The organism is Thauera sedimentorum, assembly GCF_014489115.1.
GTDB lineage: Bacteria > Pseudomonadota > Gammaproteobacteria > Burkholderiales > Rhodocyclaceae > Pseudothauera > Pseudothauera sedimentorum.
This window is the reverse complement of sequence record NZ_JACTAH010000001.1, coordinates 203,786-227,271: the sequence shown is the minus strand read 5'-3', so window position 1 is coordinate 227,271 and position 23,486 is coordinate 203,786. Positions and strand designations below refer to the sequence as shown.

At 67.7% G+C, this 23,486-nt stretch carries 22 protein-coding genes and 1 tRNA gene; 6 read left to right on the top strand and 17 right to left on the bottom strand.

What is annotated here, in order from left to right; translation table 11 throughout:
- Positions 1 to 5: 5 nt before the first annotated feature.
- Positions 6 to 1,358, bottom strand: coding sequence for an aminotransferase-like domain-containing protein (locus tag IAI53_RS01025; RefSeq protein ID WP_187716313.1), 1,353 nt, complete (start codon positions 1,356 to 1,358; stop codon positions 6 to 8).
- A 68-nt stretch (positions 1,359 to 1,426) separates the two neighbouring features.
- Here IAI53_RS01025 and IAI53_RS01020 point away from each other — a divergent pair, with 68 nt between their 5' ends.
- Complete coding sequence (locus tag IAI53_RS01020; RefSeq protein ID WP_187716312.1) at positions 1,427 to 2,404, top strand: threonine dehydratase; 978 nt, start codon at positions 1,427 to 1,429, stop codon at positions 2,402 to 2,404.
- Positions 2,405 to 2,426: 22 nt separating this feature from the next.
- Here IAI53_RS01020 and IAI53_RS01015 read toward each other — a convergent pair whose 3' ends face one another.
- Positions 2,427 to 3,347: a LysR family transcriptional regulator gene (locus tag IAI53_RS01015; protein WP_187717902.1), complete on the bottom strand. Its 921-nt coding sequence runs from the start codon at positions 3,345 to 3,347 to the stop codon at positions 2,427 to 2,429.
- A gap of 96 nt (positions 3,348 to 3,443) precedes the next feature.
- Between IAI53_RS01015 and IAI53_RS01010 the strand changes: the two genes are divergently transcribed.
- Together IAI53_RS01010 and IAI53_RS01005 are read left to right on the top strand one after the other, a co-directional pair.
- Positions 3,444 to 4,043, top strand: a complete 600-nt coding sequence (locus IAI53_RS01010) for an FMN-dependent NADH-azoreductase (protein ID WP_187716311.1) — start codon at positions 3,444 to 3,446, stop codon at positions 4,041 to 4,043.
- A 32-nt stretch (positions 4,044 to 4,075) separates the two neighbouring features.
- Positions 4,076 to 4,957 (top strand): pirin family protein, encoded by an 882-nt coding sequence (locus IAI53_RS01005; RefSeq protein WP_187716310.1) that lies wholly within the window; start codon positions 4,076 to 4,078, stop codon positions 4,955 to 4,957.
- A 172-nt stretch (positions 4,958 to 5,129) separates the two neighbouring features.
- On the opposite strand, the gene IAI53_RS01000 is transcribed toward IAI53_RS01005, so the two are convergent.
- The 9 genes from IAI53_RS01000 to IAI53_RS00960 all read right to left on the bottom strand — a co-directional run bounded on the left by IAI53_RS01000 (position 5,130) and on the right by IAI53_RS00960 (position 15,625).
- Positions 5,130 to 7,103 carry a PhoX family protein gene (locus tag IAI53_RS01000; RefSeq protein ID WP_187716309.1) on the bottom strand — a complete coding sequence of 658 codons (1,974 nt, stop codon included), beginning with the start codon at positions 7,101 to 7,103 and terminating at the stop codon, positions 5,130 to 5,132.
- Between the two features lie 403 nt (positions 7,104 to 7,506).
- A tRNA-Phe gene (locus tag IAI53_RS00995) sits at positions 7,507 to 7,582 on the bottom strand.
- An 88-nt stretch (positions 7,583 to 7,670) separates the two neighbouring features.
- Entirely contained in the window at positions 7,671 to 9,164 is a 1,494-nt protein-coding gene (locus IAI53_RS00990; protein WP_187716308.1) for a sensor histidine kinase, read from the bottom strand.
- The gene (locus IAI53_RS00985) at positions 9,139 to 9,825 is read right to left on the bottom strand and encodes a response regulator (RefSeq protein ID WP_187716307.1); all 687 of its coding nucleotides are present in this window, start codon (positions 9,823 to 9,825) and stop codon (positions 9,139 to 9,141) included. Before IAI53_RS00985 ends, IAI53_RS00990 begins: the two co-directional genes overlap by 26 nt.
- Before the next feature lie 308 nt (positions 9,826 to 10,133).
- Positions 10,134 to 11,783, bottom strand: coding sequence for a chaperonin GroEL (groL, locus tag IAI53_RS00980; protein WP_187716306.1), 1,650 nt, complete (start codon positions 11,781 to 11,783; stop codon positions 10,134 to 10,136).
- A gap of 55 nt (positions 11,784 to 11,838) precedes the next feature.
- Positions 11,839 to 12,129, bottom strand: a complete 291-nt coding sequence (gene groES, locus IAI53_RS00975; protein WP_107494252.1) for a co-chaperone GroES — start codon at positions 12,127 to 12,129, stop codon at positions 11,839 to 11,841.
- Between the two features lie 160 nt (positions 12,130 to 12,289).
- Entirely contained in the window at positions 12,290 to 12,880 is a 591-nt protein-coding gene (locus IAI53_RS00970) for a chemotaxis protein CheD (RefSeq protein ID WP_187716305.1), read from the bottom strand.
- 2 nt (positions 12,881 to 12,882) lie between these two features.
- Complete coding sequence (locus IAI53_RS00965) at positions 12,883 to 14,571, bottom strand: autotransporter assembly complex protein TamA (protein WP_187717901.1); 1,689 nt, start codon at positions 14,569 to 14,571, stop codon at positions 12,883 to 12,885.
- 52 nt (positions 14,572 to 14,623) lie between these two features.
- Entirely contained in the window at positions 14,624 to 15,625 is a 1,002-nt protein-coding gene (locus tag IAI53_RS00960) for a class 1 fructose-bisphosphatase (protein WP_187716304.1), read from the bottom strand.
- Between the two features lie 180 nt (positions 15,626 to 15,805).
- Here IAI53_RS00960 and IAI53_RS00955 point away from each other — a divergent pair, with 180 nt between their 5' ends.
- Together IAI53_RS00955 and IAI53_RS00950 are read left to right on the top strand one after the other, a co-directional pair.
- Positions 15,806 to 17,065: a D-amino acid dehydrogenase gene (locus IAI53_RS00955; protein WP_187716303.1), complete on the top strand. Its 1,260-nt coding sequence runs from the start codon at positions 15,806 to 15,808 to the stop codon at positions 17,063 to 17,065.
- Between the two features lie 58 nt (positions 17,066 to 17,123).
- Positions 17,124 to 17,744 (top strand): glycine zipper 2TM domain-containing protein, encoded by a 621-nt coding sequence (locus tag IAI53_RS00950; RefSeq protein WP_222948129.1) that lies wholly within the window; start codon positions 17,124 to 17,126, stop codon positions 17,742 to 17,744.
- 69 nt (positions 17,745 to 17,813) lie between these two features.
- Here IAI53_RS00950 and IAI53_RS00945 read toward each other — a convergent pair whose 3' ends face one another.
- Positions 17,814 to 18,299, bottom strand: a complete 486-nt coding sequence (locus IAI53_RS00945; RefSeq protein ID WP_187716301.1) for a hemerythrin domain-containing protein — start codon at positions 18,297 to 18,299, stop codon at positions 17,814 to 17,816.
- A gap of 173 nt (positions 18,300 to 18,472) precedes the next feature.
- Here IAI53_RS00945 and IAI53_RS00940 point away from each other — a divergent pair, with 173 nt between their 5' ends.
- Positions 18,473 to 19,699, top strand: coding sequence for a glycosyltransferase (locus IAI53_RS00940; protein WP_187716300.1), 1,227 nt, complete (start codon positions 18,473 to 18,475; stop codon positions 19,697 to 19,699).
- Here IAI53_RS00940 and IAI53_RS00935 read toward each other — a convergent pair.
- The 5 genes from IAI53_RS00935 to petA form a co-directional block, all read right to left on the bottom strand.
- The gene (locus IAI53_RS00935) at positions 19,634 to 20,095 is read right to left on the bottom strand and encodes a ClpXP protease specificity-enhancing factor (protein ID WP_187716299.1); all 462 of its coding nucleotides are present in this window, start codon (positions 20,093 to 20,095) and stop codon (positions 19,634 to 19,636) included. The genes IAI53_RS00940 and IAI53_RS00935 overlap by 66 nt on opposite strands.
- Positions 20,096 to 20,148: 53 nt before the next feature.
- Positions 20,149 to 20,745 carry a glutathione S-transferase N-terminal domain-containing protein gene (locus IAI53_RS00930; protein ID WP_187716298.1) on the bottom strand — a complete coding sequence of 199 codons (597 nt, stop codon included), beginning with the start codon at positions 20,743 to 20,745 and terminating at the stop codon, positions 20,149 to 20,151.
- 108 nt (positions 20,746 to 20,853) lie between these two features.
- Positions 20,854 to 21,609 carry a cytochrome c1 gene (locus IAI53_RS00925; protein WP_187716297.1) on the bottom strand — a complete coding sequence of 252 codons (756 nt, stop codon included), beginning with the start codon at positions 21,607 to 21,609 and terminating at the stop codon, positions 20,854 to 20,856.
- Positions 21,606 to 22,874, bottom strand: coding sequence for a cytochrome b (locus IAI53_RS00920; protein ID WP_187716296.1), 1,269 nt, complete (start codon positions 22,872 to 22,874; stop codon positions 21,606 to 21,608). Before IAI53_RS00920 ends, IAI53_RS00925 begins: the two co-directional genes overlap by 4 nt.
- 3 nt (positions 22,875 to 22,877) lie before the next feature.
- Entirely contained in the window at positions 22,878 to 23,471 is a 594-nt protein-coding gene (petA, locus tag IAI53_RS00915; protein ID WP_187716295.1) for a ubiquinol-cytochrome c reductase iron-sulfur subunit, read from the bottom strand.
- Positions 23,472 to 23,486: the final 15 nt, after the last annotated feature.

Here is a 23,486-nt window from a genome sequence, read left to right as displayed (position 1 = left end):
CCGGACTATTCGCCCGCGACGAGTGCTCTCAGGATGCCCAGCCCCGCGGCCAGCTGCTTGCGGTTGGCCGCTGCACCGGTAGAGATCCGCAAGCCCTCGTAGCCCTTCCCGCGCCCGACGGCGAACACCGGGTCGGCCACCACGGCCACCCCGGCGCGCAGCGCCCGCTCGGCGAGGTCCGCGGCAGGGCCTCGGCGCAGCCGCAGCCAGACATGGGGGCAATGCGGCGCCCCCGCCCAGTCCAGCCCGGCGAGCGTCTCCCGCACCACGGCGTGTCGCGCCGCCAGTTCCCGGCGCTGGGCCGCGAGGCGCCGCCAGGCGGTGCCGTCGTTCATCCACCGGGCGGCCAGCGCCGCGGCGAAAGGGGCGACGTACCAGCTGGTGCGGTGCTCCGCATCGGCGAGCCGTTCGCGCAACGCAGGCGGTGCGACCAGATAGCCCAGACGCAGGCCCGGCGCGATGGTCTTGGACAGCCCGCTGACGTAGCACACCCGCTCGGGGGCGAGCGCCGCGAGCGGCGGCGGCGCATCGACCGGCAGCAGGCCGTACACGTCTTCCTCCACGATCAGGGCGTCGAACCGCCGGGCGATGGCGACGATCTGCCGGCGACGCGCGAGGCTCATGGTGGCCGTGGTCGGATTCTGCAAAGTGGGCGACAGCACCGCCACACGCCCCGACCCCGCCCGGCAGGCGGCCTCGAACGCCTCGGGCGTCACGCCCTCGCCGTCCATCGCCATCGGCGCCAGCCGCAGCTTGCGCTGCCGGGCGACCGCCTTCAGGCCCGGGTAGGTGAGCGCCTCGACCGACAGCTCACCCGCCCCCTCGAACAGCGAAAGGGCCACGTCCAAGGCGTGCTGGGCACCGGCGCACACCACGATGTCCTCGCCCGCCACCTCCAGCCCGCGGCGCCGCAGCCAGCCGGCGACCGCCGCGCGATGGACCAGCCAGTCGCCGGGGGTGTGGTAGTGCAGCAGCGCGGCGGCCTCCCCGGCGGAGAGCGCCTGCACGCCGGCCAGCAGGTCGCCGTCGCGCGGCATCAGGGGCGGGGTGTTGGTGGACAGGTCGATGAGGTCTGCTTGCGGTCTTTTCTCCAGGGCAAACAGGGCCGCCTCCGCGGAGCGCGCGAGCACGAAGGTGCCACGGCCGGTCTCCCCGTCCACCAGGCGCCGCCGGGCCGCCTCGCGGTAGGCCCGGGTGACGGTGCTCACGTTGAGCCCGAGCAGGTCGGCCAGCAGGCGGTGGGTGGGCAGGCGGTCGCCGGGACGCAGCGCGCCGGCGCGGATGCCGCGGGCGATCTCGTCGGCGATGGCGAGATAGGCGGGAACGCCGGGCTCAAGCGCGGGCAGCCAGATTGTCATGCACACAATCCTCCAAACAGTGCAGACAAAATACCCGCAACACACCCACCCACGCCAGCAGACTGCCCATGCCCTTCTCCCTCGACGCCCTCGAATCCGCCGCTGCCCTCGTCCACCGGACCCTCTCCCCCACCGCCCAGCATCATTGGCCGCTGCTCAGCGCACGGCTCGGCACCGAGACCTGGGTGAAGCACGAGAACCACTGCCCGACCGGCGCGTTCAAGGTACGCGGCGGGCTCACCTACTTCGCCGCGCTGAGCGCTAGACAGCCGGAGCTGCGCCAGGTGGTGTGCGCCACCCGCGGCAACCACGGCCAGTCGGTCGCCGTGGCCGGCGCGCGTTGCGGCCTCGCGGTGCGCATCGTCGTGCCCCACGGCAACAGCCGGGAGAAGAACGCCGCGATGCGTGCGCTGGGCGCCGAACTGATCGAGCACGGTGCGGATTTCCAGGCAGCACGCGAACATGCCGCGGCGCTCGCCGAACGCGACGGCGCGCACCTGGTGCCCGCCTTCCATGGCGACCTGGTGCGCGGCGTCGCCAGCTACTGCCTGGAGTTCCTGCGCGGGGCGCCGCCGCTCGACGTGGTGTATGTGCCCATCGGACTGGGCTCGGGCATCGCCGCCATGATCGCGGCGCGCGACGCCCTGGGCCTCGCGACCGAGGTGGTAGGCGTGGTGTCGGCCCATGCGCCGGCCTATGCCCTGTCCTTCGCGCAGCGCCGCGCAGTGGCCCACCCTGTGTCCACCCGCATCGCGGACGGCATGGCCTGCAGCACGCCGGACCCGCAGGCGCTGGAGATCATCTGGGCGGGCGCCGCGCGCATCGTCGCGGTGAGCGACGACGAGGTCGAAGCGGCCATGCGCCTGCTCTTCGAGACGACCCACAACGTGGCCGAAGGCGCCGGCGCCGCGGCGCTGGCCGCCGCCGTCCAGGAACGCCACATCCTGCGGGGCCGGCGGGTGGGCGTGGTGCTGAGCGGCGGCAACGTGGATCGCGCGCTTTATGCCGAGGTGCTGGCCGCCCGGGACTCGATGGCGGGCGTCTGAGGCCGGGGGGGCACGCGGCGGCTCAGGAGGACCCCGCGGCCTCCGCGCAGGCCCCGGCGAGGGCGGCCTCCAGCATGTCGAGGAAAGCGCGCGTCTTCGCGGGCATCAGTCGCCGCCCCGGGAACACCGCCCACGCGACGCTCGCCGGCAGTTGCCAGGCCGGCAGCACGCGGCGCAGTTCGCCGCGCTGCACGCGCGCCCGCGCCGCGTAATCGGGCACCGCGGCGATACCGGCGCCGGCGCCGGCGAGGGCGATCAGCAGTTCGGGCGAGTTGGCGCTGATCCGCCCGGCCGGCACGATCTCGCGACGCGGGCCCGGGCCGCTCAGCACCCACACCACCGAGCCGCCGGCGCGCGGCAGCAGCAGCGCCTGGTGATGCGCCAGCTCATCAGGAACGGCGGGCTCGCCATGCTCGGCGAGGTAGGTCGGCGCGGCATAGAGCCCCATCGACAACTGCGCCAGCCGGCGTGCGGCGAGCAGCGCGTCGTCGGGCAGATCGCCCATGCGCACCGCGAGGTCGAAGTTTTCGCCGAGGATGTCCACCCGTCGAGGCGACAGATCCAGCTCCAGCGATACCGCCGGATGCATGGCCGTGAAGGCCGCCAGCATCTCGGTCAGCAGCAGGTTCACGAAGTCACCCGGCATCGACACCCGCAGCCGGCCGCTGGGCCTGGCCTGACGGTGCTCGGCCAGCGCCTTGACCGCATCCACCTCGTCGGCCACCAGCCGCGCGTGCTCCAGCAGGTGGCCGCCGAACTCGGTCAGCGTGAGCCGTCGCGTAGTACGCAGCAGCACGCGCTCGCCCAGGCGCTCTTCCAGCACGGCGACGCGGCGTGACACGGTGGATTTCGGCAGGCCGAGCCGCTCAGCCGCGCGGCTGAAGCTCCCGGCCTCGACCACGCGGGCGAAGATCAGCAGGTCGTTGGGTTCGTACTGTTCCATATACGGGACAATGTTATCCATTCATCGGTCTTCTGCAAGCCGGAGCGGACCAATAAAGTGTCAGCCATACGATTACCCGGCCCCAAGGAGACCACCATGAACATCCTGCAGATCAATTCCAGCGCCCGCCGCGAAGGCGGCAATTCCACCCGCCTTGCCAACACCGTCACCGAGCGCCTGCTGGCACGCCACCCCGGCGCGACGCTGGCGGTGCGCGACCTGGCGAGCAACCCGCATCCGGCGCTCGACGAAGCCACGCTCGGCGCACTGTTCACCCCGGTCGAGCAACGCAGCCCGGAACAAGCCGCCCGTGTGGCGCTCGATGACGCGCTGATCGCCGAAGTCCAGGCCGCCGACGTACTGGTGCTCGGCGTACCGATGTACAACTTCACCGTGCCGGTGCAACTGAAGAGCTGGATCGACGCGATCGCGCGCGCCGGCGTCACCTTCCGCTACACCGCCGACGGCCCGGAAGGCCTGCTCAAGGGCAAGACGGTCTATGTGGCGCTGGCCCGCGGCGGACGCTACCGTGGCAGCGAAGCCGACACCCAGGTGCCCTATCTGCGAACCGTGCTGGGCTTCCTCGGCATGACCGAGGTGCATTTCATCTACGCCGAGGGTCTCAACATGGGCGACGAAGCCGCCCGCCAGGGTTTCGCACAGGCGGAAGACGACCTCGCTGCCGCGCTGGCCTGAAGCGGTCGGCGGCAACACTCAGGAGAGCAGTCATGAATCAGATCCTCCACCCGGTCTCCACGCCGCTCGTCCGAGCGCGCGGCGTCGAGCAACTGATCACCGGCGTCGCCACCTCGGACGGCGCCGGGGTCAAGCTGACCCGCGTGCTCACCCAGCAACTGCAGCGCCGCCTCGACCCTTTCCTGATGCTCGACGCCTTCGGCAGCGACCGCCCGGACGACTACATCGCCGGCTTCCCGGACCACCCGCATCGCGGCTTCGAGACCGTCACCTACATGCTCGCCGGGCGCATGCTGCACCGTGACAGCGCCGGGCACGAGGGCCTGCTCGAAGCCGGCGGCGTACAATGGATGACCGCCGGGCGCGGGGTGATCCACTCGGAGATCCCGCAGCAGCAGGAAGGCCTGATGGAAGGCTTCCAGCTCTGGCTCAACCTGCCGGCGCGCGACAAGATGAGCGCTCCCTGGTACCGAGATTTCGCCGCCAACGAACTGCCCCGCTTCACCACCGCGGACGGCGTGGCGGTCACCGTGATCGCCGGCGAGAGCCACGGCGTGCCCGGCGCCGTGCAGCGCGAGGCGACCGCGCCGCTGTACCTGGACCTTCATCTGCCAGCCGACAGCAGCTTCGCGCAGCCGCTGCCCGCCGGGCACAATGCCTTCCTCTACGTCTATCGTGGCGAAGTGCAGGTTGCCGGACGGCAGGTGTCCGCAGGCAAGATGGCGATTCTCGCCAACGAACCGGATGCCGACGGCGTGCGGATCGAGGCCCCCGGCGACGCGCGCGCCCTGCTGATCGCCGGCCGCCCGCTGGGCGAGCGTATCGTGCAGTACGGCCCCTTCGTGATGAACTCGGAGCAGGAAATCTACCAGGCGCTAGCCGATTTTCGGGACGGCCAGCTGGCGGAAGGTTGATCGCTGAAAAGTGTGGTGGCTAGGCGTTTCTTCATGCGCGCCAGACAACGGGCGGACGCAGCCGGCCAGAAGAACAGCCCGCGGATCGTGGCGAGGGGCGATGTTCGCGTCATGGCAACATCGCCCCTCGGGCTGCATGCGGGGCTAAGACGCCCCGCGTTCTGCGAATCGGTCAGGCGCCGATCACGCCGCCATCATTACGGGTGATGACCACCGTGGCCGAACGCGGCCGCCCACCGGCCGCATCGGGCCAGGTCGATACCGAAAGCGGGTTCATCGCAACTTCCTCCGGGTTGCTGCCAGCCTCACCCGGATGCTGAATGTTGATGAACAGCGTGCGGCCATCCGGGGTAAAGCTCAGACCGGTGATCTCGCATGCTTTCGGCCCGACGGCGAAACGACGGATTTCGCCCGTTGCCGGGTTTGCGCACAGCACCTGGTTGTTGCCCTGGCCAGCGTACTTTCCGGCATTGGAGTAATTGCCGTCGGTCTGAATCCACAGACGTCCATCCTGGTCGAACGCCAACCCATCCGGACTGTTGAAGGTGTTGTCGGCATTGATGTTGCTCGAACCCGAACGCAGATCCTTGCGATCGGGGACAGCAACCGGATTGCCGGCGAGTACGAACAGATCCCAGTCGAAGCTGTCGGCAGCCGCGCCACCGGCCTCGCGCCAACGGATGATCTGCCCGTAGTCGTTGCCCGCACGCGGATTGGCATCGTCGATCTGCGCCTCGGTGCGACGGCTGTTGTTGGTCAGGCAGCAGTACACTTCACCGGTTTCCGGATGGACGGCGATCCACTCGGGCCGGTCCATCTTCGTGGCACCCACCTTGTCCGCAGCAATGCGCGCATAAGTCAGCACATCGGCCTGGGTTGGCAGATCGGCATCGCCGGCAAGCAGCGGGTTCGACTTGTCGAGCAACAGCCATTGCCCGGCGCCCATCATGTCTCCTGCGGCGCTACCGGCCTCGAAGCGTGCGACATAGAGCTTGCCGGCCGAGAGCAGCGCACTGTTCGCCTTGCCCTGTGCCGGAACGTAAACGCCGTCGGACACGAACTTGTAGATGTAGTCGAAGCGCTCATCGTCGCCCATGTACACCACCAGGCGTCCGTCGTCCGCAATCGCGTACGCCGCATTCTCATGCTTGAAGCGCCCGAGCGCGGTGTGCTTGACGGGCGTTGAGTCCGGATCGAAAGGATCGATCTCGACCACCCAGCCAAAGCGGTTACCTTCGTTGGGCTCCTTCGCATAGTCGAAGCGGTCGATGACCTCATGCCAGCGATAGCCAAAACCGTCCTTGGCAAACCCATAACGGCGCAGTGCCGGCGTCAGCGCGGCCTCATCACTGCTGGTGGTACCGAAGTAACCGTTGAAGTTCTCCTCACAGGTCAGGTAGGTACCCCAGGGGGTGTAGCCGTTTGCACAGTTGTTGAGCGTGCCCAGCACCGTCATGCCGCTCGAATCGGCACCGGTCTTCACCAGATCGCTACCGGCCACCGGCCCCGACAGGGTCATGGGCGTCGTACCCGTGATGCGGCGGTTATAGGAGGAATCCAGCTTGACCTCCCACTTCCCTGCGGCATTACGCACGATATGCAGCACTGACACGCCATGAGCCGCCAGGGCCTTGTTGGCCTTCTCGACGGTCCACGGCGTCATGAACTCGGCGCCGTAGAGGTATTCGGGGTTCACGTACTCGTGGTTGACCACCAGCAGCCCCTCATTGCTCGACTGTCCGTCGATCGGGAAGAAGTGCATGCCGTCGTGGTTGTCGCCTACCTGACGGGCCTGCTCGGCAGCAGTGTTGGTGCCGTCGGTCCGCCAAGCCGGGGAATCGACGAACAACGCACTCCCCCACGGCGCCAGCACCTGGTAGCTGTAACCCTCGGGCACCACGATGGCATCTGCGGTCGAGGCGGCTACCGCCTTGAAGCCAATCCTCGGTCCTTTCTGTTCGTCGTCATCATCCGAGTCACCGCCACCACAGGCGGCCAGCGGCCCCGCCAGGAACACGGCGGCCGAGAGACCAAGACTGCTTTTCAGAAACCCGCGCCGACTGACAACACGGTCAACGACTTGCTGAAAATGCTCATTGTCAGAAAGATTGCAGGGCAGCACATCTGCGGATTCAGGTTTGCTCACGGGATGCTCCAATGAAGATCGGGTGAGCAATTCTTTCTGCCTTGTGTTTCAGCACCATGACCAACGGATGACGCGTAGCCGACATCCCGAACCGCCTGGCTCCGAGCGTTCGATACACCGATATGCCCAGCTTGCTGCGCCTTCGCACCGCTGTGCGAACGTCGTCGGCATGCGGGTTTGGGCATGCTCCCTGCCCGGGCCCCTGCGAGAGATACCGTTCGGGCTGAGCCAATTGAAGGCTGGTCGAGACCAGCCTCCCCCGGTAAATCCATACTGAGTGCAGCCGAGAAGCTCCGGTTCGACCACAGCCGTTCGCCGATGGCTGTCTCGGCGAGCGCGAAATGGACGACGAAAAGCACTTGGCCCGGCTTTGTGGGCCGGGCCAAGTGCTTTGGATATTTTGTGGTGGCCAGTCGCGGAATCGAACCACGGACACGCGGATTTTCAATCCGCTGCTCTACCAACTGAGCTAACTGGCCGACCTGAAGAGCGCGCATTATAGCGAATAGAGCGGCGCTGTCAAACACCCGGCCAACATTTTTATCTTTCATCCAGCCTTGCCGCAGTTCACTCGGCCTCGGTTTCGGCGGTCTCGCCGCGCCCGGCCGGGGGCTGCGCCGCGACGTGGCCGCGCGGGAACACGACCTGGGCGATCGTTCCCTGCCCGGCCGGATTCGGGTTGAGGCTCACGGTGGCGCGATGCAGTTCGGCGATCTCCTGCACGATGGGGAGCCCCAGGCCGGAGCCGTCCACGCCGCTGCCGAGCACGCGGAAGAAGCGCTCGAATACCCGTTCGCGGTCGGCTTCCGGAATGCCGATGCCGGTATCCTCGACCTCAAGGATGGGCGCGCCGGCGTGACGGGTACGTGCGGTGACGCTGCCGCCGCGCGGGGTGTACTTGATGGCGTTGTCCATCAGGTTCTTGATCATCTCGCGCAGCAGCACCGGATTGCCCTCCACCACCAGGGCCTGGCCGGTGCCCTCCACGCCCAGGTCGATGCTTTTGGCGAGCGCGCGCGGGAAGAGGTCCTGCGCCACCTCGCGCACGATGGCCTCCAGGTCCACGCGCTCGACGGCGTAGAGCTTCTCGAAGCTCGCTTCGGCGCGCGCCAGCGACAGCAGCTGGTTGATCAGGTGGCTGGCGCGGTCGGCGCTCTCGGCGATCTGGCGCAGCGATTCGCGCTGCAACTCCGGGTCGGTTTCCAGCACCGCGAGGTCGGTCTGCATGCGCAGGCCGGTGAGCGGAGTGCGCATCTGGTGGGCCGCGTCGGCGATGAAGCGCTGCTGGGCCTGCAGGTTCTCTTCCAGGCGGCTCATCATGTCGTTGAACGCCACGATCAGCGGGCGCACCTCCTCGGGCACGCTGGCCGGCGGGATGGGCGACAGGTCGGTGGGGCGGCGGCGGCGGATCAGGCTCTGCAGGCGCGACAGCGGCGCGATGCCGCGGGTCAGGCCGACCCACACCAGCACCACCGCGAGCGGGATGATGGCGAACTGCGGCAGCAGCACGCCGGTGACCACACGCGAGGCGAGGTCGGTGCGCTTGTTGCGGGTCTCGGCCACCTGCACCAGCAACAGGCGTTCGTCCCCTGCGCCGCGCGGTTCGACGAACTGGTAGGCGATGCGCACCTCCTCGCCGTGGATCACCTCGTCGCGGAACAGGACCTCGTCGGGCAGCAGTTGCGCCGGGCGCGGCAGCGAGGGGATCTCGCCGTCGCCGACCACGACCTGGCCGCCGTGCTCGGCCACCTGGTAGTACACGGTGTCGTCCTGGTCGGCGCGAAACAATGCGCGCGGCGGCGCGGGGAAGTTCACCACCACTTCACCGCCGTCGAGCTCGACCATGCGCGCCAGCGCACGGGCGCTGTCCGCCAGCGCCCGGTCGTAGGGCTGGTTGGCGATGTTGTCCGCGACGTTGTGGGTGACGATGATGGAGATCGGCCACAGGAACAGCAGCGGCGCGAGCATCCAGTCGAGGATCTCGCCGAACAGCGAATTCGGCTGGCCGGGCACCCGCCCGGCGCCGGCCTTGCGCTCAGGCTTTCGCCGCCGGTTCAGCATCCGGGTTTTCCAGGCAGTAACCGAGCCCGCGCACGGTGACGATGCGCACGCCGCTGTCCTCCAGCTTTTTGCGCAGACGGTGCACGTAGACCTCGATGGCGTTGCTGGAAACTTCCTCGCCCCAGCCGCACAGGTGGTCCACCAGCTGGTCCTTGCTGACCAGCCGGCCGACGCGCAGGACGAATACCTCGAGCAGGCCGACCTCGCGCGCCGACAGCTCGACCACCTGCCCGCCGATCTTCACCACGCGGTCGGCCTGGTCGTAGGACAGATGGCCGATCTCGATGCAGCGCGGCTGGCCGGTGCCGCGGCGGGTGAGCGCACGCACCCGGGCTTCCAGCTCCGGCAAGGCGAAAGGCTTGGTGAGATAGTCGTCGGCGCCGGCGTCCAGGCCGCGGACGCGGTCCTCGACCCCGTCCTGGGCGGTGAGGATGAGCACCGGCATGGCCGACTTGCGCGCGCGCAGGCGCTTGAGCACCTCGATGCCCGGCAGGCGCGGCAAGCCGAGATCGAGGATCAGCAGGTCGTAGAACTGGGCCACCAGCGCGGCGTCCGCTTCGGCGCCGTTGGCCACGTGATCCACCGCATAGCCGGCACGGCGCAAGGTCCGCGCCAGCCCGTCCGCGATGACCGTATCATCTTCAGCGAGGAGAATGCGCATTGGAATCAGGATGTAAGTTATGTGTAAGCGCGTGCTCCTACAGTTGCACCCGCTGTTCTCCTTTTACTCGGTCCTAGGGAATGGCTGCCCCTCCGGGCGACCATTCCGGGGAGCGTCCCGTTCCTGCAGCAGGGCGCTCCCCGCCGCCTTTTTCCCTCTCCCCCGAGCCGTCCGATTATCACACGCTTCCCGCGTCGTGCGCGCATCCGCATCCGCATGCCCTGCGCCAGCGCAGCGCGCTGCGCGTGAACGCAAATCGGCCCCGCCGCAGCGGGGCCGATCTTTCAGGCGAATGACCTGGGCGGAGCTTACATGCCCATGCCCATGCCGCCCATGCCACCCATGCCGCCCATGTCGGGCATGCCGCCGGCCGGCTTGTCTTCGGCCAGTTCGCCGACCATGCAGTCGGTGGTGAGCATCAGGCTGGCGACGGACGCGGCGTTCTGCAGCGCGGTGCGGGTCACCTTGGTGGGGTCCAGCACGCCCATCTCGACCATGTCGCCGTACTCGCCGGTGGCGGCGTTGAAGCCGTAGTTGCCGGAACCTTCGACAACCTTGTTCACCACCACGGAGGCCTCGTCACCAGCGTTGGCGACGATCTCGCGCAGGGGCTGCTCCATGGCGCGCAGCACGATCTTGATGCCGGCGTCCTGGTCGTGGTTGTCGCCCTTCAGGCCGGCCAGGTTGGCGCGGGCACGCAGCAGCGCAACGCCGCCGCCCGGAACGATGCCTTCTTCCACCGCAGCGCGGGTGGCGTGCAGGGCGTCTTCCACGCGGGCCTTCTTTTCCTTCATTTCGACTTCGGTCGCGGCACCGACCTTGATCACCGCAACGCCGCCGGCCAGCTTGGCCACGCGTTCCTGCAGCTTCTCGCGGTCGTAGTCGGAGGTGGCTTCCTCGATCTGCACGCGGATCTGCTTGACGCGCGCTTCGATGCGCTCGGCATTGCCGGCGCCGTCGATGATGATGGTGTTTTCCTTGCCGATCTCGATGCGGGCAGCCTGGCCGAGATCGTCCAGGGTGGCCTTCTCGAGGGTCAGGCCGACTTCCTCGGCGATGACCTGGCCGCCGGTCAGGATGGCGATGTCTTCCAGCATGGCCTTGCGACGGTCGCCGAAGCCCGGGGCCTTGACGGCGCAGGTCTTCAGGATGCCGCGGATGTTGTTCACCACCAGGGTGGCCAGCGCTTCGCCTTCCACGTCCTCGGCGATGATCAGCAGCGGACGGCCGGCCTTGGCGACCTGCTCGAGCACCGGCAGCAGGTCACGGATGTTGGAGATCTTCTTGTCGAACAGCAGGACGAAGGGCTGCTCGAGGATGGCAACCTGCTTGTCCGGGTTGTTGATGAAGTAGGGCGACAGGTAGCCGCGGTCGAACTGCATGCCCTCGACCACGTCCAGCTCGTTCTGCAGGGACTTGCCGTCCTCGACGGTGATCACGCCTTCCTTGCCGACCTTGTCCATGGCCTTGGCGATGATGTCGCCGATGTCGCTGTCGGAGTTGGCGGAGATCGAGCCGACCTGGGCGATTTCCTTGTTGGTCGAGCAGGGCTTGGAGAGCTTCTTCAGCTCTTCGATGGTGGCCACGACGGCCTTGTCGATGCCGCGCTTCAGATCCATCGGGTTCATGCCGGCGGCGACGAACTTCATGCCTTCGCGAACGATGGACTGGGCCAGCACGGTGGCGGTGGTGGTGCCGTCACCGGCGATGTCGGAGGTCTTGGAGGCGACTTCCTTGACCATCTGCGCGCCCATGTTCTCGAACTTGTCCTTCAGCTCGATTTCCTTGGCGACGGAGACGCCGTCCTTGGTCACGGTCGGGGCGCCGAAGGAGCGCTCCAGCACCACGTTGCGGCCCTTCGGGCCCAGGGTGACCTTGACCGCGTTGGCCAGGATGTTGACGCCGGCGACCATGCGCTCGCGGGCGGAATCGCCAAACTTGACTTCTTTAGCTGCCATTCTTCAGAACTCCTTGAGTATTCGGTAATGGATCGGCGTTGAACGGACGGGAGGCTCAGGCCTCGACCACGCCCATGATGTCTTCCTCGCGCATGACGAGGAGCTCTTCGCCTTCGACCTTGACGGTCTGGCCGGCGTACTTGCCGAACAGCACCTTGTCGCCCACGGCGACGGCCATCGGGCGCACCTTGCCGTCGTCCAGGATCTTGCCGTTGCCGACGGCCAGCACTTCGCCCTGGTCGGGCTTCTCGCCGGCGGAGTCGGGGATCACGATACCGCTGGCGGTCTTGCGTTCGGCTTCCAGACGCTTGACGATCACGCGATCATGCAAGGGACGAATCTTCATCGAGCACTCCTTCGTTTCGAATTGACACTAAGTCTGCGGAACGAGCCGCAAATCGGGAATTTGGGATTTCCGGCAACGGTGCTTTCGCAGTTTTGTTAGCACTCGCCGCCGACGAGTGCTAATAATAGGGACGCCCCCTGGCCTTTTCAAGGGCGGATTTTCAGAAAAGTTCGATGTTGCCCTTCGGCTTGGGCGCGGCGATGGTTTCGGCATAGGCCTGCTCGCGGCTCTCGATGCGCTGCGAGATGGCGAGCGTGCTGGCCGCACGCTTGCAGAACACGTCGCCGGTGCGCGGGTCGAGCACGACCTTGCGCGACCACTGGCCGAGGAAGTCGGAGGCCTGCAGCGCGATGCCCTCGCGCGCCAGCCACTCGCGGGTGAACTCGACGTTGCGCTGGCCGATCTGGCTGCGGTCGAGCGATGAGACCACCATGCCGCCGCCGAAGGCCTTGGCCACCAGCCGGGCCTTCTTGGCGCCGCGCGCCAGCATGGCGTTGAGCAAGGCTTCCATGGCGAAGTCGCCGGCCAGCAGGGCGTCCACCTCGCTGCGCCCGGCGCTGCGGTTGAAGCAGGGCAGCATGAAGTGATTGAGCCCGCCGAGCTTCAGCGCCGGATCGTAGAGCGCCACCGCCACGCAGGAACCCAGCAAGGTGGCGATCGGCCGCTCGCGCTCGACCGCCCACCCGCCCGGCATGATGACCTGGGCGAGGCGTTCGAGCTCACGGCCGGCAAGATTGTCCTGTTGTCCCATGTTCAGAAGGCGATGGCGATGCCGAAGTGCAGGCGCAGGCGGCGCGCTTCCCGCCCCCAGGCGAGATCGAGCGCAAGCGGTCCGGCCGGGCTGGCCCAGCGTACCCCGGCACCATAACCGAGCTTGGCGTCCAGGGTTTGCCGGCTGTCGGCGGCATCGCCGGCATCGACGAAGGCGGCCACCGCCCAGTCGGGCCGGAACCAGTGTACATACTCGGCGCTGGCCACCGCCATGTAGCGCCCGCCCACGGTGGCCTCGCCCTCGCTCACGCCCAGGCTCTGGTAGGCGTAGCCGCGCACCGTCTGCGCCCCGCCGGTGCGGAACAGGAAGTCCTGTGGAATGCCCTCGCGGCTGGGCGCCAGCGTGGCGCCGAGTTCGGCGCGCAGGATCAGAACGTCTCGCCCGCGCACCGGCTGGTAACGCACCACGCGCCCGTAAAGACGCACGAAATCCTGGTCCGACAACAAGGCGCGCGCGCCGCCGCCGGCCTGCACTTCCAGCACGTAGCCCTCACGCGGGTCGAGCAGGTCGTCCACCTTGCGCTGCAACCAGGTCCAGTTGGCGCTCAGCGTGTTGCTGCTGCTCGGCGGCGCGCCGTCGGGCACCCTGCGCTCGTGCTGGTAGCGCAGCGCCAGCTGGGTGTCGATGCTGCCGCGCGTGGTCGCGCGCGCCACGCCGACCGCCTGGGTGGTCAGGCGCAGGCCCTGCAGGTCGCTGCGCTCGACCAGGGCGCCGAAGCTGTCGCGATAACGCGCCTGCACCGGCGGAAGGAATACGTCGGCGAACAGCGATTGGCGACGCTGCTCCAGGCGCAGGCCGCTGTAGAGCTCCCAGCCGCGCCCCAGCAGGTTGACGTCCGAGTAGCTCAACTCGCCGCGATAGCCGGTATTGGTCGAGTAACCCGCACCGAAGCCGGCCCGGCGGGGCTGCGCCTCGCTCACCTCCACCCTCACCGGCACCCCGTCCGCCTGCGCCGGGTCGCGCTCGATGTCCACGATCACCGAGGCGAACTGCGGCGCGTTCTGCAGGGTGCCCTGAAAGGCCAGCAGGCGGTCGCGATCATAGGATTCGCCGGGCTCCAGCGTACTGTGGCGAACCACCAGATCGGCCGGCAGATCGCGCAGCCCACTCACCGCCAACGGTCCCAGGGTGAATGGCGGCCCCGAGTCGACCGTCAGCGACAGGGCGACGCGGGCCGTTTCAGGGTCGACCTCCGCCCTGCTGGCCGACAGCCGTGCGGCCGCGTAGTCGCGCGTGGACACCGCGTCGAGCAGTTGCGACTTGGCGGCATCCCAGGCCGCCTGGCGGAAGGGCTGGCCGGGCTGCAGCGACCACGCACGGCGCAGGGCCTCGCGGCGCGCCGCACGCTCGCCCTGCTCGCCGGCCAGGTCGCCCTCGAAGGCGATGTTCACGCTGTCGATCCGCGCACGCTCGCCCGGCTCGACGGTCACCGTCCACGGCCCGGTGTCGGAGCGTTCCAGGCGGATACGGGGCGCAAAATAGCCTTCGGTGGCGAGCAGATCGGCCGCTTCGCGGCGGGTACGCCGCGCAAGGGCGCTGCGGTCCGCGGCGAGTTCCGGCAGCACCGCATCGGCCTGTACGATGCGCAGGTGGCGGGCCAGCAGCGCACGCACCGCCTCCGGCGCCTCCAGGCGGGCGGCCTGGGCGAGTGCCGGCGCGGCCGGCACCATGAGCAGGCCGGCGACAACCGCCGCCAGCGCGCAATGCCGCTTCAGGCGGCGCTCATTCCTCGCGGTGGTAGGCGGCAACCCGTTCGACCTCGTTGAGCGAACCGAGGATCACCGGCACGCGCTGATGCAGCTTCTCGGGCTGCACGTCGAGGATGCGCTCGCGGCCGGTGCTCGCGGCGCCGCCCGCCTGCTCGATGATCATCGCCATCGGGTTGGCCTCGTACATCAGCCGCAGCTTGCCGCCCTTGGCCCTGCACTTCTCGTCCATCGGGTACATGAAGATGCCGCCGCGGGTGAGGATGCGGTGCACGTCGGCCACCATCGAGGCCACCCAGCGCATGTTGAAGTCGCGCCCGCGCGGGCCTTCCTTGCCCTGCTGCAACTCGCTGACGTAGCGCTGCACCGGGGGCTCCCAGAAGCGCGCGTTGGAGGCATTGATGGCGAACTCGCCGGTATCGACCGGCACGGTCATGTAGGGATGGGTGTAGACGAAGCTGCCCATCTCGCGGTCCAGGGTGAAGCCGTGCACGCCCTTGCCGACGGTGAGCACCAGCATGGTGGACGGGCCGTACAGCGCATAACCCGCAGCGACCTGTTCGCGACCGGGCTGCAGGAAGTTCTGTTCGGTCGGCTCGTTGTCCTCGGCGGGCGAACGCAGCACCGAGAAGATGGTACCCACCGAGATGTTCACGTCGATGTTGGACGAGCCGTCGAGCGGATCGAACAGCAGCAGGTAGCCGCCCTTGGGGTAGTCGAAGGGGATCTGGTGCACCTCCTCGACCTCCTCGGAGGCCATCGCCGCCAGGTGCCCGCCCCACTCGTTGGCCTGCAGCAGGATCTCGTTGGCGATCACGTCGAGCTTTTTCTGCGCCTCGCCCTGCACGTTGTCGGTCCCGGCCTCGCCGAGCACGCCGGCCAGCGCACCCTTGGAGACGTTGACCGAGATGGCCTTCACCGCGCGGGCCACCACTTCGATCAACAGGCGCAGGTCGGCGGAGATGCGCCCGGCGCGCTGCTGTTCGATGAGAAACTGGGTCAGAGTGACACGACGCATGCTTGGATAACCTCGAAGTCTGGTTGCGGATGCGCGGATTATCCCGCTTCCCGGCCGCCCGCGCACCATCGGCGCGCAGGCACGGCGCCCCAGCGGGTATCATCGGCCCTCGTCCCGTCGCCGCCGAGCCAGGCGGCGCACCGCTCCGACCACCCCTGAGAACTCCACGCCCGATACATCATGCATGTCCTGGTTCTCGGCGCCGGCATCACCGGCGTCACCACCGCCTGGTATCTGCGCCGCGCGGGTTTCGACGTCAGCGTGATCGACCGCCAGCCGGCGGCCGGCCTGGAAACCAGCTACGCCAACGGCGGGCAGATCTCGGTGAGTCACCCGGAGCCGTGGGCCAATCCGTCCGCGCCGCTGATCGCCCTGCGCTGGCTGGGGCGCAGCGACGCCCCGCTGCGCTTCCGCCCCAGCCGCGACCCGGCGCAGTGGCGCTGGGCGCTGGCCTTCCTGCGCGAATGCCTGCCGGGGCGCACCCGGCGCAATACCGAGGCGATCGCCAGTCTGGCGGTATACAGCGCCGCGCAGTTGCGCAGCCTGCGCGAGGAACTCGGGCTGGGTTATGAGTTTCTCGGCCGCGGCATCCTCCACCTGTTTTTCAGCCAACGCGAGTTCCGCGACGCCGGCGAACGGGTGGAGATACTCGCCCGCCACGGCATCCGCGCCCGGCTGTGCGGCCGCGGCGAGATGCTCGCCATCGAGCCCGCACTGGCCGCGGTCGCCGACCGGATCGCCGGCGGCATCCATGCCCCGGACGACGAATCGGGCGACGCCTTCCGCTTCACCCAGGCGCTGGCCGCCCGGTGCGAGGAGGCGGGCGTTCATTTCTACTACGGCACCCGCATCCGCCGCCTGCTGCATACCGGCGGGCTGATCGACGCGGTGGAGGTTGAGGACGCCGCGGGACACACCGGCCAGCTGAGCGCCGGCGCCTACGTGGTCTGCCTGGGCAGCTACAGCCCCGCGCTGGTGGCGCCGCTGGGCGAACGCCTGCCGATCTACCCGGTCAAGGGCTACTCGATCACCGCGCCGGTGGCCGACCCGGCGCGCGCGCCCATGGTCAGCCTCACCGACGAGTCCGCGCGCATCGTCTGCTCGCGCCTTGGCGACCGCCTGCGGGTCGCCGGTACGGCCGAGCTCAACGGCTTCGACACCACCCCCGACCCGCTGCGCGGCCAGGGCATCCTGCGCTGGCTGGAAGACCGCCTGCCGGGCGCCATCGACCCGGCCAAGGCCCAGCTGTGGGCCGGACTGCGCCCCGCCACGCCGGGCAACACCCCGCTCATCGGCAAGGGTGGCGGCGTCAACCTCTGGTACAACACCGGCCATGGCACGCTGGGCTGGACGCTGGCCTGCGGTTCCGCGGCGGCACTGGCAACGCTGATGGGTGGCGGCCGCCCGGACCCGCGCTTCCCCTTTCTCGGGCGCGCGTGACTGGAGGGGATTCAAGCCGTTACAGCCGCGACGGCTTGCACCCTATAGGCTTTCCCGGATGACTCACCATCGTCAGGAGGAAACCACGATGCGCACTCGCAGCCTTTTCGCATCCAGATCGGCCAGCCAAGGCATTCTGGTGGGCATGCTGGCCGCCCTGCTCAGCTTGCCCACACCAGTGCAGGCGGACCCTCCTGCGCACGCACCTGCCCACGGTTGGCGCAAGAAGCACGACCCCTACTACCTCGGCTACACCGGACGGCAATGGTCGCGCGACTACGGTATCCTGGGAGGGCGCTGCGATCGTGAGACGGTTGGTGCGGTACTGGGCGGCGTGCTTGGCGGAGCAGTCGGCAGCCAGGTCGGCGACGGCAGTGGCCGGCAGATTGCCATTCTGGTCGGCACCGCCATCGGCGCGGTGCTCGGGGCGGAAGTCGCACGCAGCCTGGGTGACCCGGACCGCGCCTGCATCGGCCACGCGCTGGAGTTGCTGCCCGCCGGCCGCCAGGTACGGTGGGACGCACCCGACGGGCTACGCTATCAACTGATCGCCGGCAAGGATGCCGGCAAGGCGCCGTGCCGCGAGTTCACCCTGATGACCGAGGGGACGCACAAGAGCAGCACGCGCGGACGCGGCTGTCGGCGAGCGGACGGCAGTTGGGAGATCGTTGGTCTATAGCCCGCATCTCTCACACCCGCGCTGCTGCGGCCGCCGATGTGAGAAATGTGGGCTAGCGGCGCCGGCCCCTCAGGCGGCCTCGTCCTTGCTGAGCGTGGCGCAGGCGCAACCACCCGCGCCCTGCTCCCCGCAGCCGCCCGCCGCATCGGCCCGGAAGCTCTCGGTCTCGACGTCGAAGCCGATGGTCTGCAGATGGAAGGCAAGCGCGGCATCCATGCCATTGACGTGGTTGTCGAGCCAGGCGGGCAGTTCTTCCACCAGGCGCCGGCCGAGGAAGGTGTCGCCCTTTGCGGCGCGTTCGCGCACGTCACGCAGGACGACCAGCACGCGGTCGTGCTCGGCGCGGTGGCAACCGGGGAAGTTCACCTTCTCCATCCAGCGGTTCTCCTGGTCGAAATGCGCCACCGTGTGTTCGATGAAGGCGTCCAGCCGTTCGATGAAAGCTTCCGGCGGCGCGGCCTGCAAGGCGTTGTAGAAGTCGACGAACTCGCGGTGCGTGTCGTCCATCTTTCCCAGGCCGAGTTCCAGCTTGTCGCTCCATTCCATCGCAGGCATCGTGTTTCTCCGACTAGTCTTCACGGTTGATCACCGGCCCGGCATGCGGAACCGGCAGGGGTTTATAAGGGGAAAATGATCCAGCCGATCTGACCCTTATCAAGGGCCTTGCTGAAACGAAACCGTCACCGCGGTGCCCTAGAGTGCCGTATCGCCTCCACCGGCAATCGGCCATGCATATCCTGATGATCTCGGACGTGTTCTTTCCCCGCATCAACGGGGTCAGCACATCCATCGAAACCTTCCGCCACGCCCTCGCCACCGAGGGCGTGCGCAGCACCCTGATCGCCCCCGCCTATCCGGGCGCCGCGCCCGACGACGATCCGGACATCCTGCGCATACCTTCGCGCTACCTGCCTATGGACCCCGAAGACCGGCTGATGCGCCGCGGCGCGATCCGCGCGCTGCTGCCTGAATTGCGCGGCCGCGGCATCGACCTGGTCCATGTCCACACGCCCTTCGCCGCCCACTATGCCGGGCTGGAGATCGCGCGCGCCCTGGGCGTGCCCTGCGTGGCGACCTATCACACCTTCTTCGAGGAATACCTCTTCCACTACGTCCCCGTGCTGCCCCGGCCGTGGCTGCGCAGCGCGGCGCGCCGTTTCTCGCGCAGCCAGTGCAACGAACTCGACGCGGTGATCGTGCCTTCCACCGCAATGGCCGACATCCTGCGCGGATACGGCGTCACCCGACCGCTGCACGTCCTGCCGACCGGGCTGCCGGCCCGGCAGTTCGTCGGCGGCGACGGCTGCTTTTTCCGCAGCCGCTACGGCATCGACAAGGATCGCCGTCTGCTGCTCTTCGTCGGCCGGGTGGCGCACGAGAAGAACATCGATTTCCTCATCGACGTGATCGAACACCTCAAGCACAGCCAGCCCAAGGCCTTGCTGCTGATCACCGGCGAAGGGCCGGCCCTGGCATCGCTGACCGCGGCGGTCCAGCAGCGCGCGCTGAGCGAACACGTGCGCTTCCTCGGCTACCTCGACCGCAACAGCGAACTGCACGATTGCTACCGCGCCGCCGATCTCTTCGTGTTCGCCTCGCGCACCGAGACCCAGGGCCTGGTGCTGCTGGAGGCCATGGCGCTCGGCACCCCGGTGGTCGCACTGGCCGAACTGGGCACCCGCGACATCCTCGGCCGTCAGCTCGGCTGCCGGATCGCGCCGGCCGATGCCAAGGCGTTCTCCGCCATCGTCGCGGACCTGCTGGACGACCCACCGCGCCTGAAGGCGCTCGCGGTCGAAGCCCACCGCTACGCCCGGACCTGGGCGGCCGAGGAAATGGCGCGCAAGCTCGCGCTGCTATACCGCGGCTGGGCGCACCCCGCCCAGCGCCTACTTGACGATCTTGAGGTGGCTCCCGCGCCCGCCGGCAGGCCTGCTGCCAGCGGCACCCGCTGAGTCGCCATCGGGCGTCTCTTCCGCGGAGCCAGCCTCGGGCGCTGCCGCCTCTTCGGCACCGTCATCCTCATCCCCGGCTGCCCCGCCCTCCACCTCGAAGGCCATGCCCTGGCCGTTCTCGCGCGCGTAGATGGCGACGACGTTGCCGACCGGAATCGCCAGCGAATGGGCGACGCCGCCGAAGCGGGCCTGGAAGGTGATCAACTCGTTGCCGATCGACAGCTCATGGGTGGCGTCGTAGCCGACGTTGAGCACGATCTGCCCGTCGCGCGCTGCCCCCGGCGGCACCAGGGTGTTGCGGTCGACGACCGCGGCCAGATAGGGCGTGAAGCCCTGATCGACACACCATTCGTGAATCGCACGGATCAGGTAGGGTTTGGTGGATACGGTCGTCATCACTTTGCTGCAGGACGGGCTCCGCCCGGTCGGGCGGAGCCGGGTGGGACGGATCAGCGGCGCATGACCTTCTCGGACGGCGTCAGCGCGTCGATGAAGCCCTGGCGGCTGAAGATGCGCTCGGCGTACTTCATCAGCGGCGCGGCGGCCTTGGGCAGCTCGATGTTGTAGTGCTCGAGACGCCACAGCAGCGGCGCGATCGCCACGTCCAGCATGGAGAACTCGTCGCCCAGCATGAACTTCTGCTTGGTGAAGATCGGCGCCAGTTGCACCAGCTGGTCGCGCACATGCGCGCGATTCTTGTCCACACCCTTCTGGTTCTTCTCCAGCGCATCGATGTGCGAGAACAGTTCCAGTTCGAAGGTGTGCAGCAACTGGCGGGCGCGCGCACGCATGATCGGGTCGGGCGGCATCAGCTGCGGGTGCGGAAAGCGCTCGTCGATGTACTCGTTGATGATGTTCGACTCGTACAGCACCAGGTCGCGGTCCACCAGGACCGGGACGCGGTTGTACGGGTTGATGACGGCGATGTCCTCGGGCTTGTTGTACAGATCGACGTCGATCACCTCGAAGTCCATGCCCTTCTCGAAGAGCACGATCCGGCAACGGTGACTGAACGGATCGGTGGTGCCGGAATACAGGTTCATCATGATGCGTAAAACTCCGGATACAAAAGCAAAGCGCACCACGCGGAAATTCGCGTGGTGCGTCTGGCAGGATTGAGGCGGACTAGGCCTTGCGGCCGCTCACCCGTGAGCTCAATGAATATCCTTCCAGTAGTTCTTCTTGAGCGCGTAGCTCAGCACGAACAGGCCTACCAGGAAGAGCAGCACGTAGGTACCGATCAGCTTGCGCTTCTCGGCCACCGGCTCGCCCATCCACACCAGGAAGGAGACCAGATCGGCCACCGCGCTGTCGTACTCTTCCACGCTCATCTTGCCCGGCTTGGCCAGCGACAGCTCGACGTGCTTGGAACCGTCGGCGTTCTCGGTGACCTTGGCCACCTGCTCGCCCTGCAGTTCCCACAGCGCGTGCGGCATGCCGACGTTCTCGAACACCACGTTGTTCCAGCCGGTCGGACGGGCCTCGTCGCGATAGAACTGGCGCAGGTAGGTGTACAGCCAGTCGGCACCGCTGCCGAACTCGGAGGCACGCTGACGCGCGATCAGGGTGAGATCCGGGGGCGCGGCGCCGAACCACACCTTGGAGTCGGCCGGACGCATGGCGATCTTCATCAGGTCGCCGACGCGTTCGCCGGTGAACATCAGGTTGTCGCGGATCAGCTGCTCCGACAGGCCGATGTTCTCCAGCTGGTTGTAGCGCATGAAGCTGGCGCTGTGGCAGTTCAGACAGTAGTTCACGAACAGCTTGGCGCCGTGCTGCAACGCAGCCGGATCCTTGCTCACCGGGGCGCGATCCAGGTGCAGCACCGCCCCCGCGGCCAGCGCCAGCGAAGGCGCGAACAGCAGCACGGCCGCGGCGCGCTTGATCAGGTTGATTACTCGCATCTTCATTTGAAATTCACCCTTTCCGGTTCGGGTTTGCACTTGTCGATCTTGCTGTACCACGGCATCAGGAGGAAGAACGCGAAGTACAACACCGAGCAGATCTGCGCCACCAGGGTGCGGCCCGGGGTCGGTGCGAGCACGCCGAGGTAACCCAGGATGAAGAAGCAGATCACGAAGACGACCAGCGCAATCTTGAAGATCGGGCCCTTGTAGCGGATCGACTTCACCGGGCTGCGGTCCAGCCAGGGCAGGAAGGCGATGATCACCACCGAGGCACCCATGGCCACCACACCCCAGAACTTGGCGTCCAGCCCGAACAGCGGGTAGGTGACCGCGCGCAGGATGGAGTAGAAGGGCGTGAAGTACCACACCGGCGCAATGTGCGGCGGGGTCTTCAGCGGATCTGCCGGGATGAAGTTGTTGAACTCCAGGAAGTAGCCGCCGCCTTCGGGCGCGAAGAACACCACCGCGCTGAAGAAGAACAGGAAGCCCACCACGCCGACGATGTCCTTCACCGTGTAGTACGGATGGAAGGGGATGCCGTCCAGCGGGATGCCGTTGGCGTCCTTCTTCTTCTTGATCTCGACGCCGTCCGGGTTGTTGGAGCCGACTTCGTGCAGCGCGATGATGTGCGCGGCGACCAGGCCGATCAGCACCAGCGGCACGGCGATGACGTGGAAGGAGAAGAAGCGGTTCAGCGTGGCATCGGAGATGACGTAGTCACCACGGATGACCAGCGACAGGTCCGGGCCGATCAGCGGGATCGCGGAGAACAGGTTGATGATCACCTGCGCGCCCCAGTACGACATCTGGCCCCAGGGCAGCAGATAGCCCATGAAGGCCTCGGCCATCAGCACCAGGAAGATCAGCGTGCCGAAGATCCAGATCAGCTCGCGCGGCTTGCGGTAGGAGCCGTAGAGCAGACCGCGGAACATGTGCAGGTACACCACCACGAAGAAGGCCGAGGCGCCGGTGGAGTGCAGGTAGCGGATCAGCCAGCCACCCGGCACTTCGCGCATGATGTACTCCACGCTGGCGAAGGCCACCGGGATGCCCGAGGCGTTCAGCGTGCCGTCCGGCTTGTAGTGCATCACCAGGAAGATGCCGGTGAGGATCTGGATCACCAGCACCAGCAGGGCCAGCGAGCCGAAGAAGTACCAGAAGTTGAAGTTCTTGGGCGCGTAGTACTCGGACAGGTGCGCCTTCCAGGTGGACGTGAGCGGGAAGCGCTCGTCGATCCAGTTCAGCAAAGCCTGAGATTTGGTCGTCATCGCTTAGGCCTTTCCGTCGTCGCCGATGAGGAGGAGGGAATCCGCCAGGTACTGGTGCGGCGGGACTTCGAGGTTGTCCGGCGCAGGCATGCTGCTGTAGACCCGGCCGGCCAGATCGAACAGCGAACCGTGGCACGGGCACAGGAAGCCGCCGGCCCAGTCGGCACCCAGGCCGCTTTCGGTGCCGGACTTCAGCTTCTCGGACGGCGAACAGCCCAGGTGGGTGCAGATGCCGACCGCCACCAGATACTCGGGATTGATCGAGCGGTGCTTGTTCTTGGCGTAGTCCGGCTGCATCGGCTTCTCGGATTCCGGATCGGACACCAGCCCGTCGGTCTTCTCCAGAGACGCCAGCATTTCCGGGGTGCGACGCAGGATCCACACCGGCTTGCCACGCCACTCCACCGTCATCATCTCGCCCGGCGCGAGCTTGCTCACGTCGGCCTCGACCGGCGCACCTGCCGCCTTCGCACGCTCGGACGGCGTCAGGCTGGCGACAAACGGCACCGCCGTCGCCACGCAGGCGGCACCGCCCGCGGCCGACGTCGCCAGCAGCAAGGTGCGGCGGCCGCTGTCCATCTTTTGATCAACGCTCATGACCTCTTCCCTGAA

Excerpts from the sequence above, each read along its gene's own strand:
- IAI53_RS00945 (WP_187716301.1), bottom strand. The coding sequence starts at position 18,299 with ATGCCTGCGATGGAATGGAGCGACAAGCTGGAACTCGGCCTGGGAAAG.
- IAI53_RS00990 (WP_187716308.1), bottom strand. The coding sequence starts at position 9,164 with ATGCTGAACCGGCGGCGAAAGCCTGAGCGCAAGGCCGGCGCCGGGCGG.
- groL (WP_187716306.1), bottom strand. The coding sequence starts at position 11,783 with ATGGCAGCTAAAGAAGTCAAGTTTGGCGATTCCGCCCGCGAGCGCATG.
- IAI53_RS00970 (WP_187716305.1), bottom strand. The coding sequence starts at position 12,880 with ATGGGACAACAGGACAATCTTGCCGGCCGTGAGCTCGAACGCCTCGCC.
- IAI53_RS01015 (WP_187717902.1), bottom strand. The coding sequence starts at position 3,347 with ATGGAACAGTACGAACCCAACGACCTGCTGATCTTCGCCCGCGTGGTC.
- IAI53_RS01020 (WP_187716312.1), top strand. The coding sequence starts at position 1,427 with ATGCCCTTCTCCCTCGACGCCCTCGAATCCGCCGCTGCCCTCGTCCAC.
- IAI53_RS00960 (WP_187716304.1), bottom strand. The coding sequence starts at position 15,625 with ATGCGTCGTGTCACTCTGACCCAGTTTCTCATCGAACAGCAGCGCGCC.
- groES (WP_107494252.1), bottom strand. The coding sequence starts at position 12,129 with ATGAAGATTCGTCCCTTGCATGATCGCGTGATCGTCAAGCGTCTGGAA.
- IAI53_RS00950 (WP_222948129.1), top strand. The coding sequence starts at position 17,124 with ATGACTCACCATCGTCAGGAGGAAACCACGATGCGCACTCGCAGCCTT.
- IAI53_RS00935 (WP_187716299.1), bottom strand. The coding sequence starts at position 20,095 with ATGACGACCGTATCCACCAAACCCTACCTGATCCGTGCGATTCACGAA.
- IAI53_RS00925 (WP_187716297.1), bottom strand. The coding sequence starts at position 21,609 with ATGAAGATGCGAGTAATCAACCTGATCAAGCGCGCCGCGGCCGTGCTG.
- petA (WP_187716295.1), bottom strand. The coding sequence starts at position 23,471 with ATGAGCGTTGATCAAAAGATGGACAGCGGCCGCCGCACCTTGCTGCTG.
- IAI53_RS01005 (WP_187716310.1), top strand. The coding sequence starts at position 4,076 with ATGAATCAGATCCTCCACCCGGTCTCCACGCCGCTCGTCCGAGCGCGC.
- IAI53_RS00965 (WP_187717901.1), bottom strand. The coding sequence starts at position 14,571 with ATGGTGCCGGCCGCGCCGGCACTCGCCCAGGCCGCCCGCCTGGAGGCG.
- IAI53_RS00920 (WP_187716296.1), bottom strand. The coding sequence starts at position 22,874 with ATGACGACCAAATCTCAGGCTTTGCTGAACTGGATCGACGAGCGCTTC.
- IAI53_RS01025 (WP_187716313.1), bottom strand. The coding sequence starts at position 1,358 with ATGACAATCTGGCTGCCCGCGCTTGAGCCCGGCGTTCCCGCCTATCTC.
- IAI53_RS00930 (WP_187716298.1), bottom strand. The coding sequence starts at position 20,745 with ATGATGAACCTGTATTCCGGCACCACCGATCCGTTCAGTCACCGTTGC.
- IAI53_RS00940 (WP_187716300.1), top strand. The coding sequence starts at position 18,473 with ATGCATATCCTGATGATCTCGGACGTGTTCTTTCCCCGCATCAACGGG.
- IAI53_RS01010 (WP_187716311.1), top strand. The coding sequence starts at position 3,444 with ATGAACATCCTGCAGATCAATTCCAGCGCCCGCCGCGAAGGCGGCAAT.
- IAI53_RS00985 (WP_187716307.1), bottom strand. The coding sequence starts at position 9,825 with ATGCGCATTCTCCTCGCTGAAGATGATACGGTCATCGCGGACGGGCTG.
- IAI53_RS00955 (WP_187716303.1), top strand. The coding sequence starts at position 15,806 with ATGCATGTCCTGGTTCTCGGCGCCGGCATCACCGGCGTCACCACCGCC.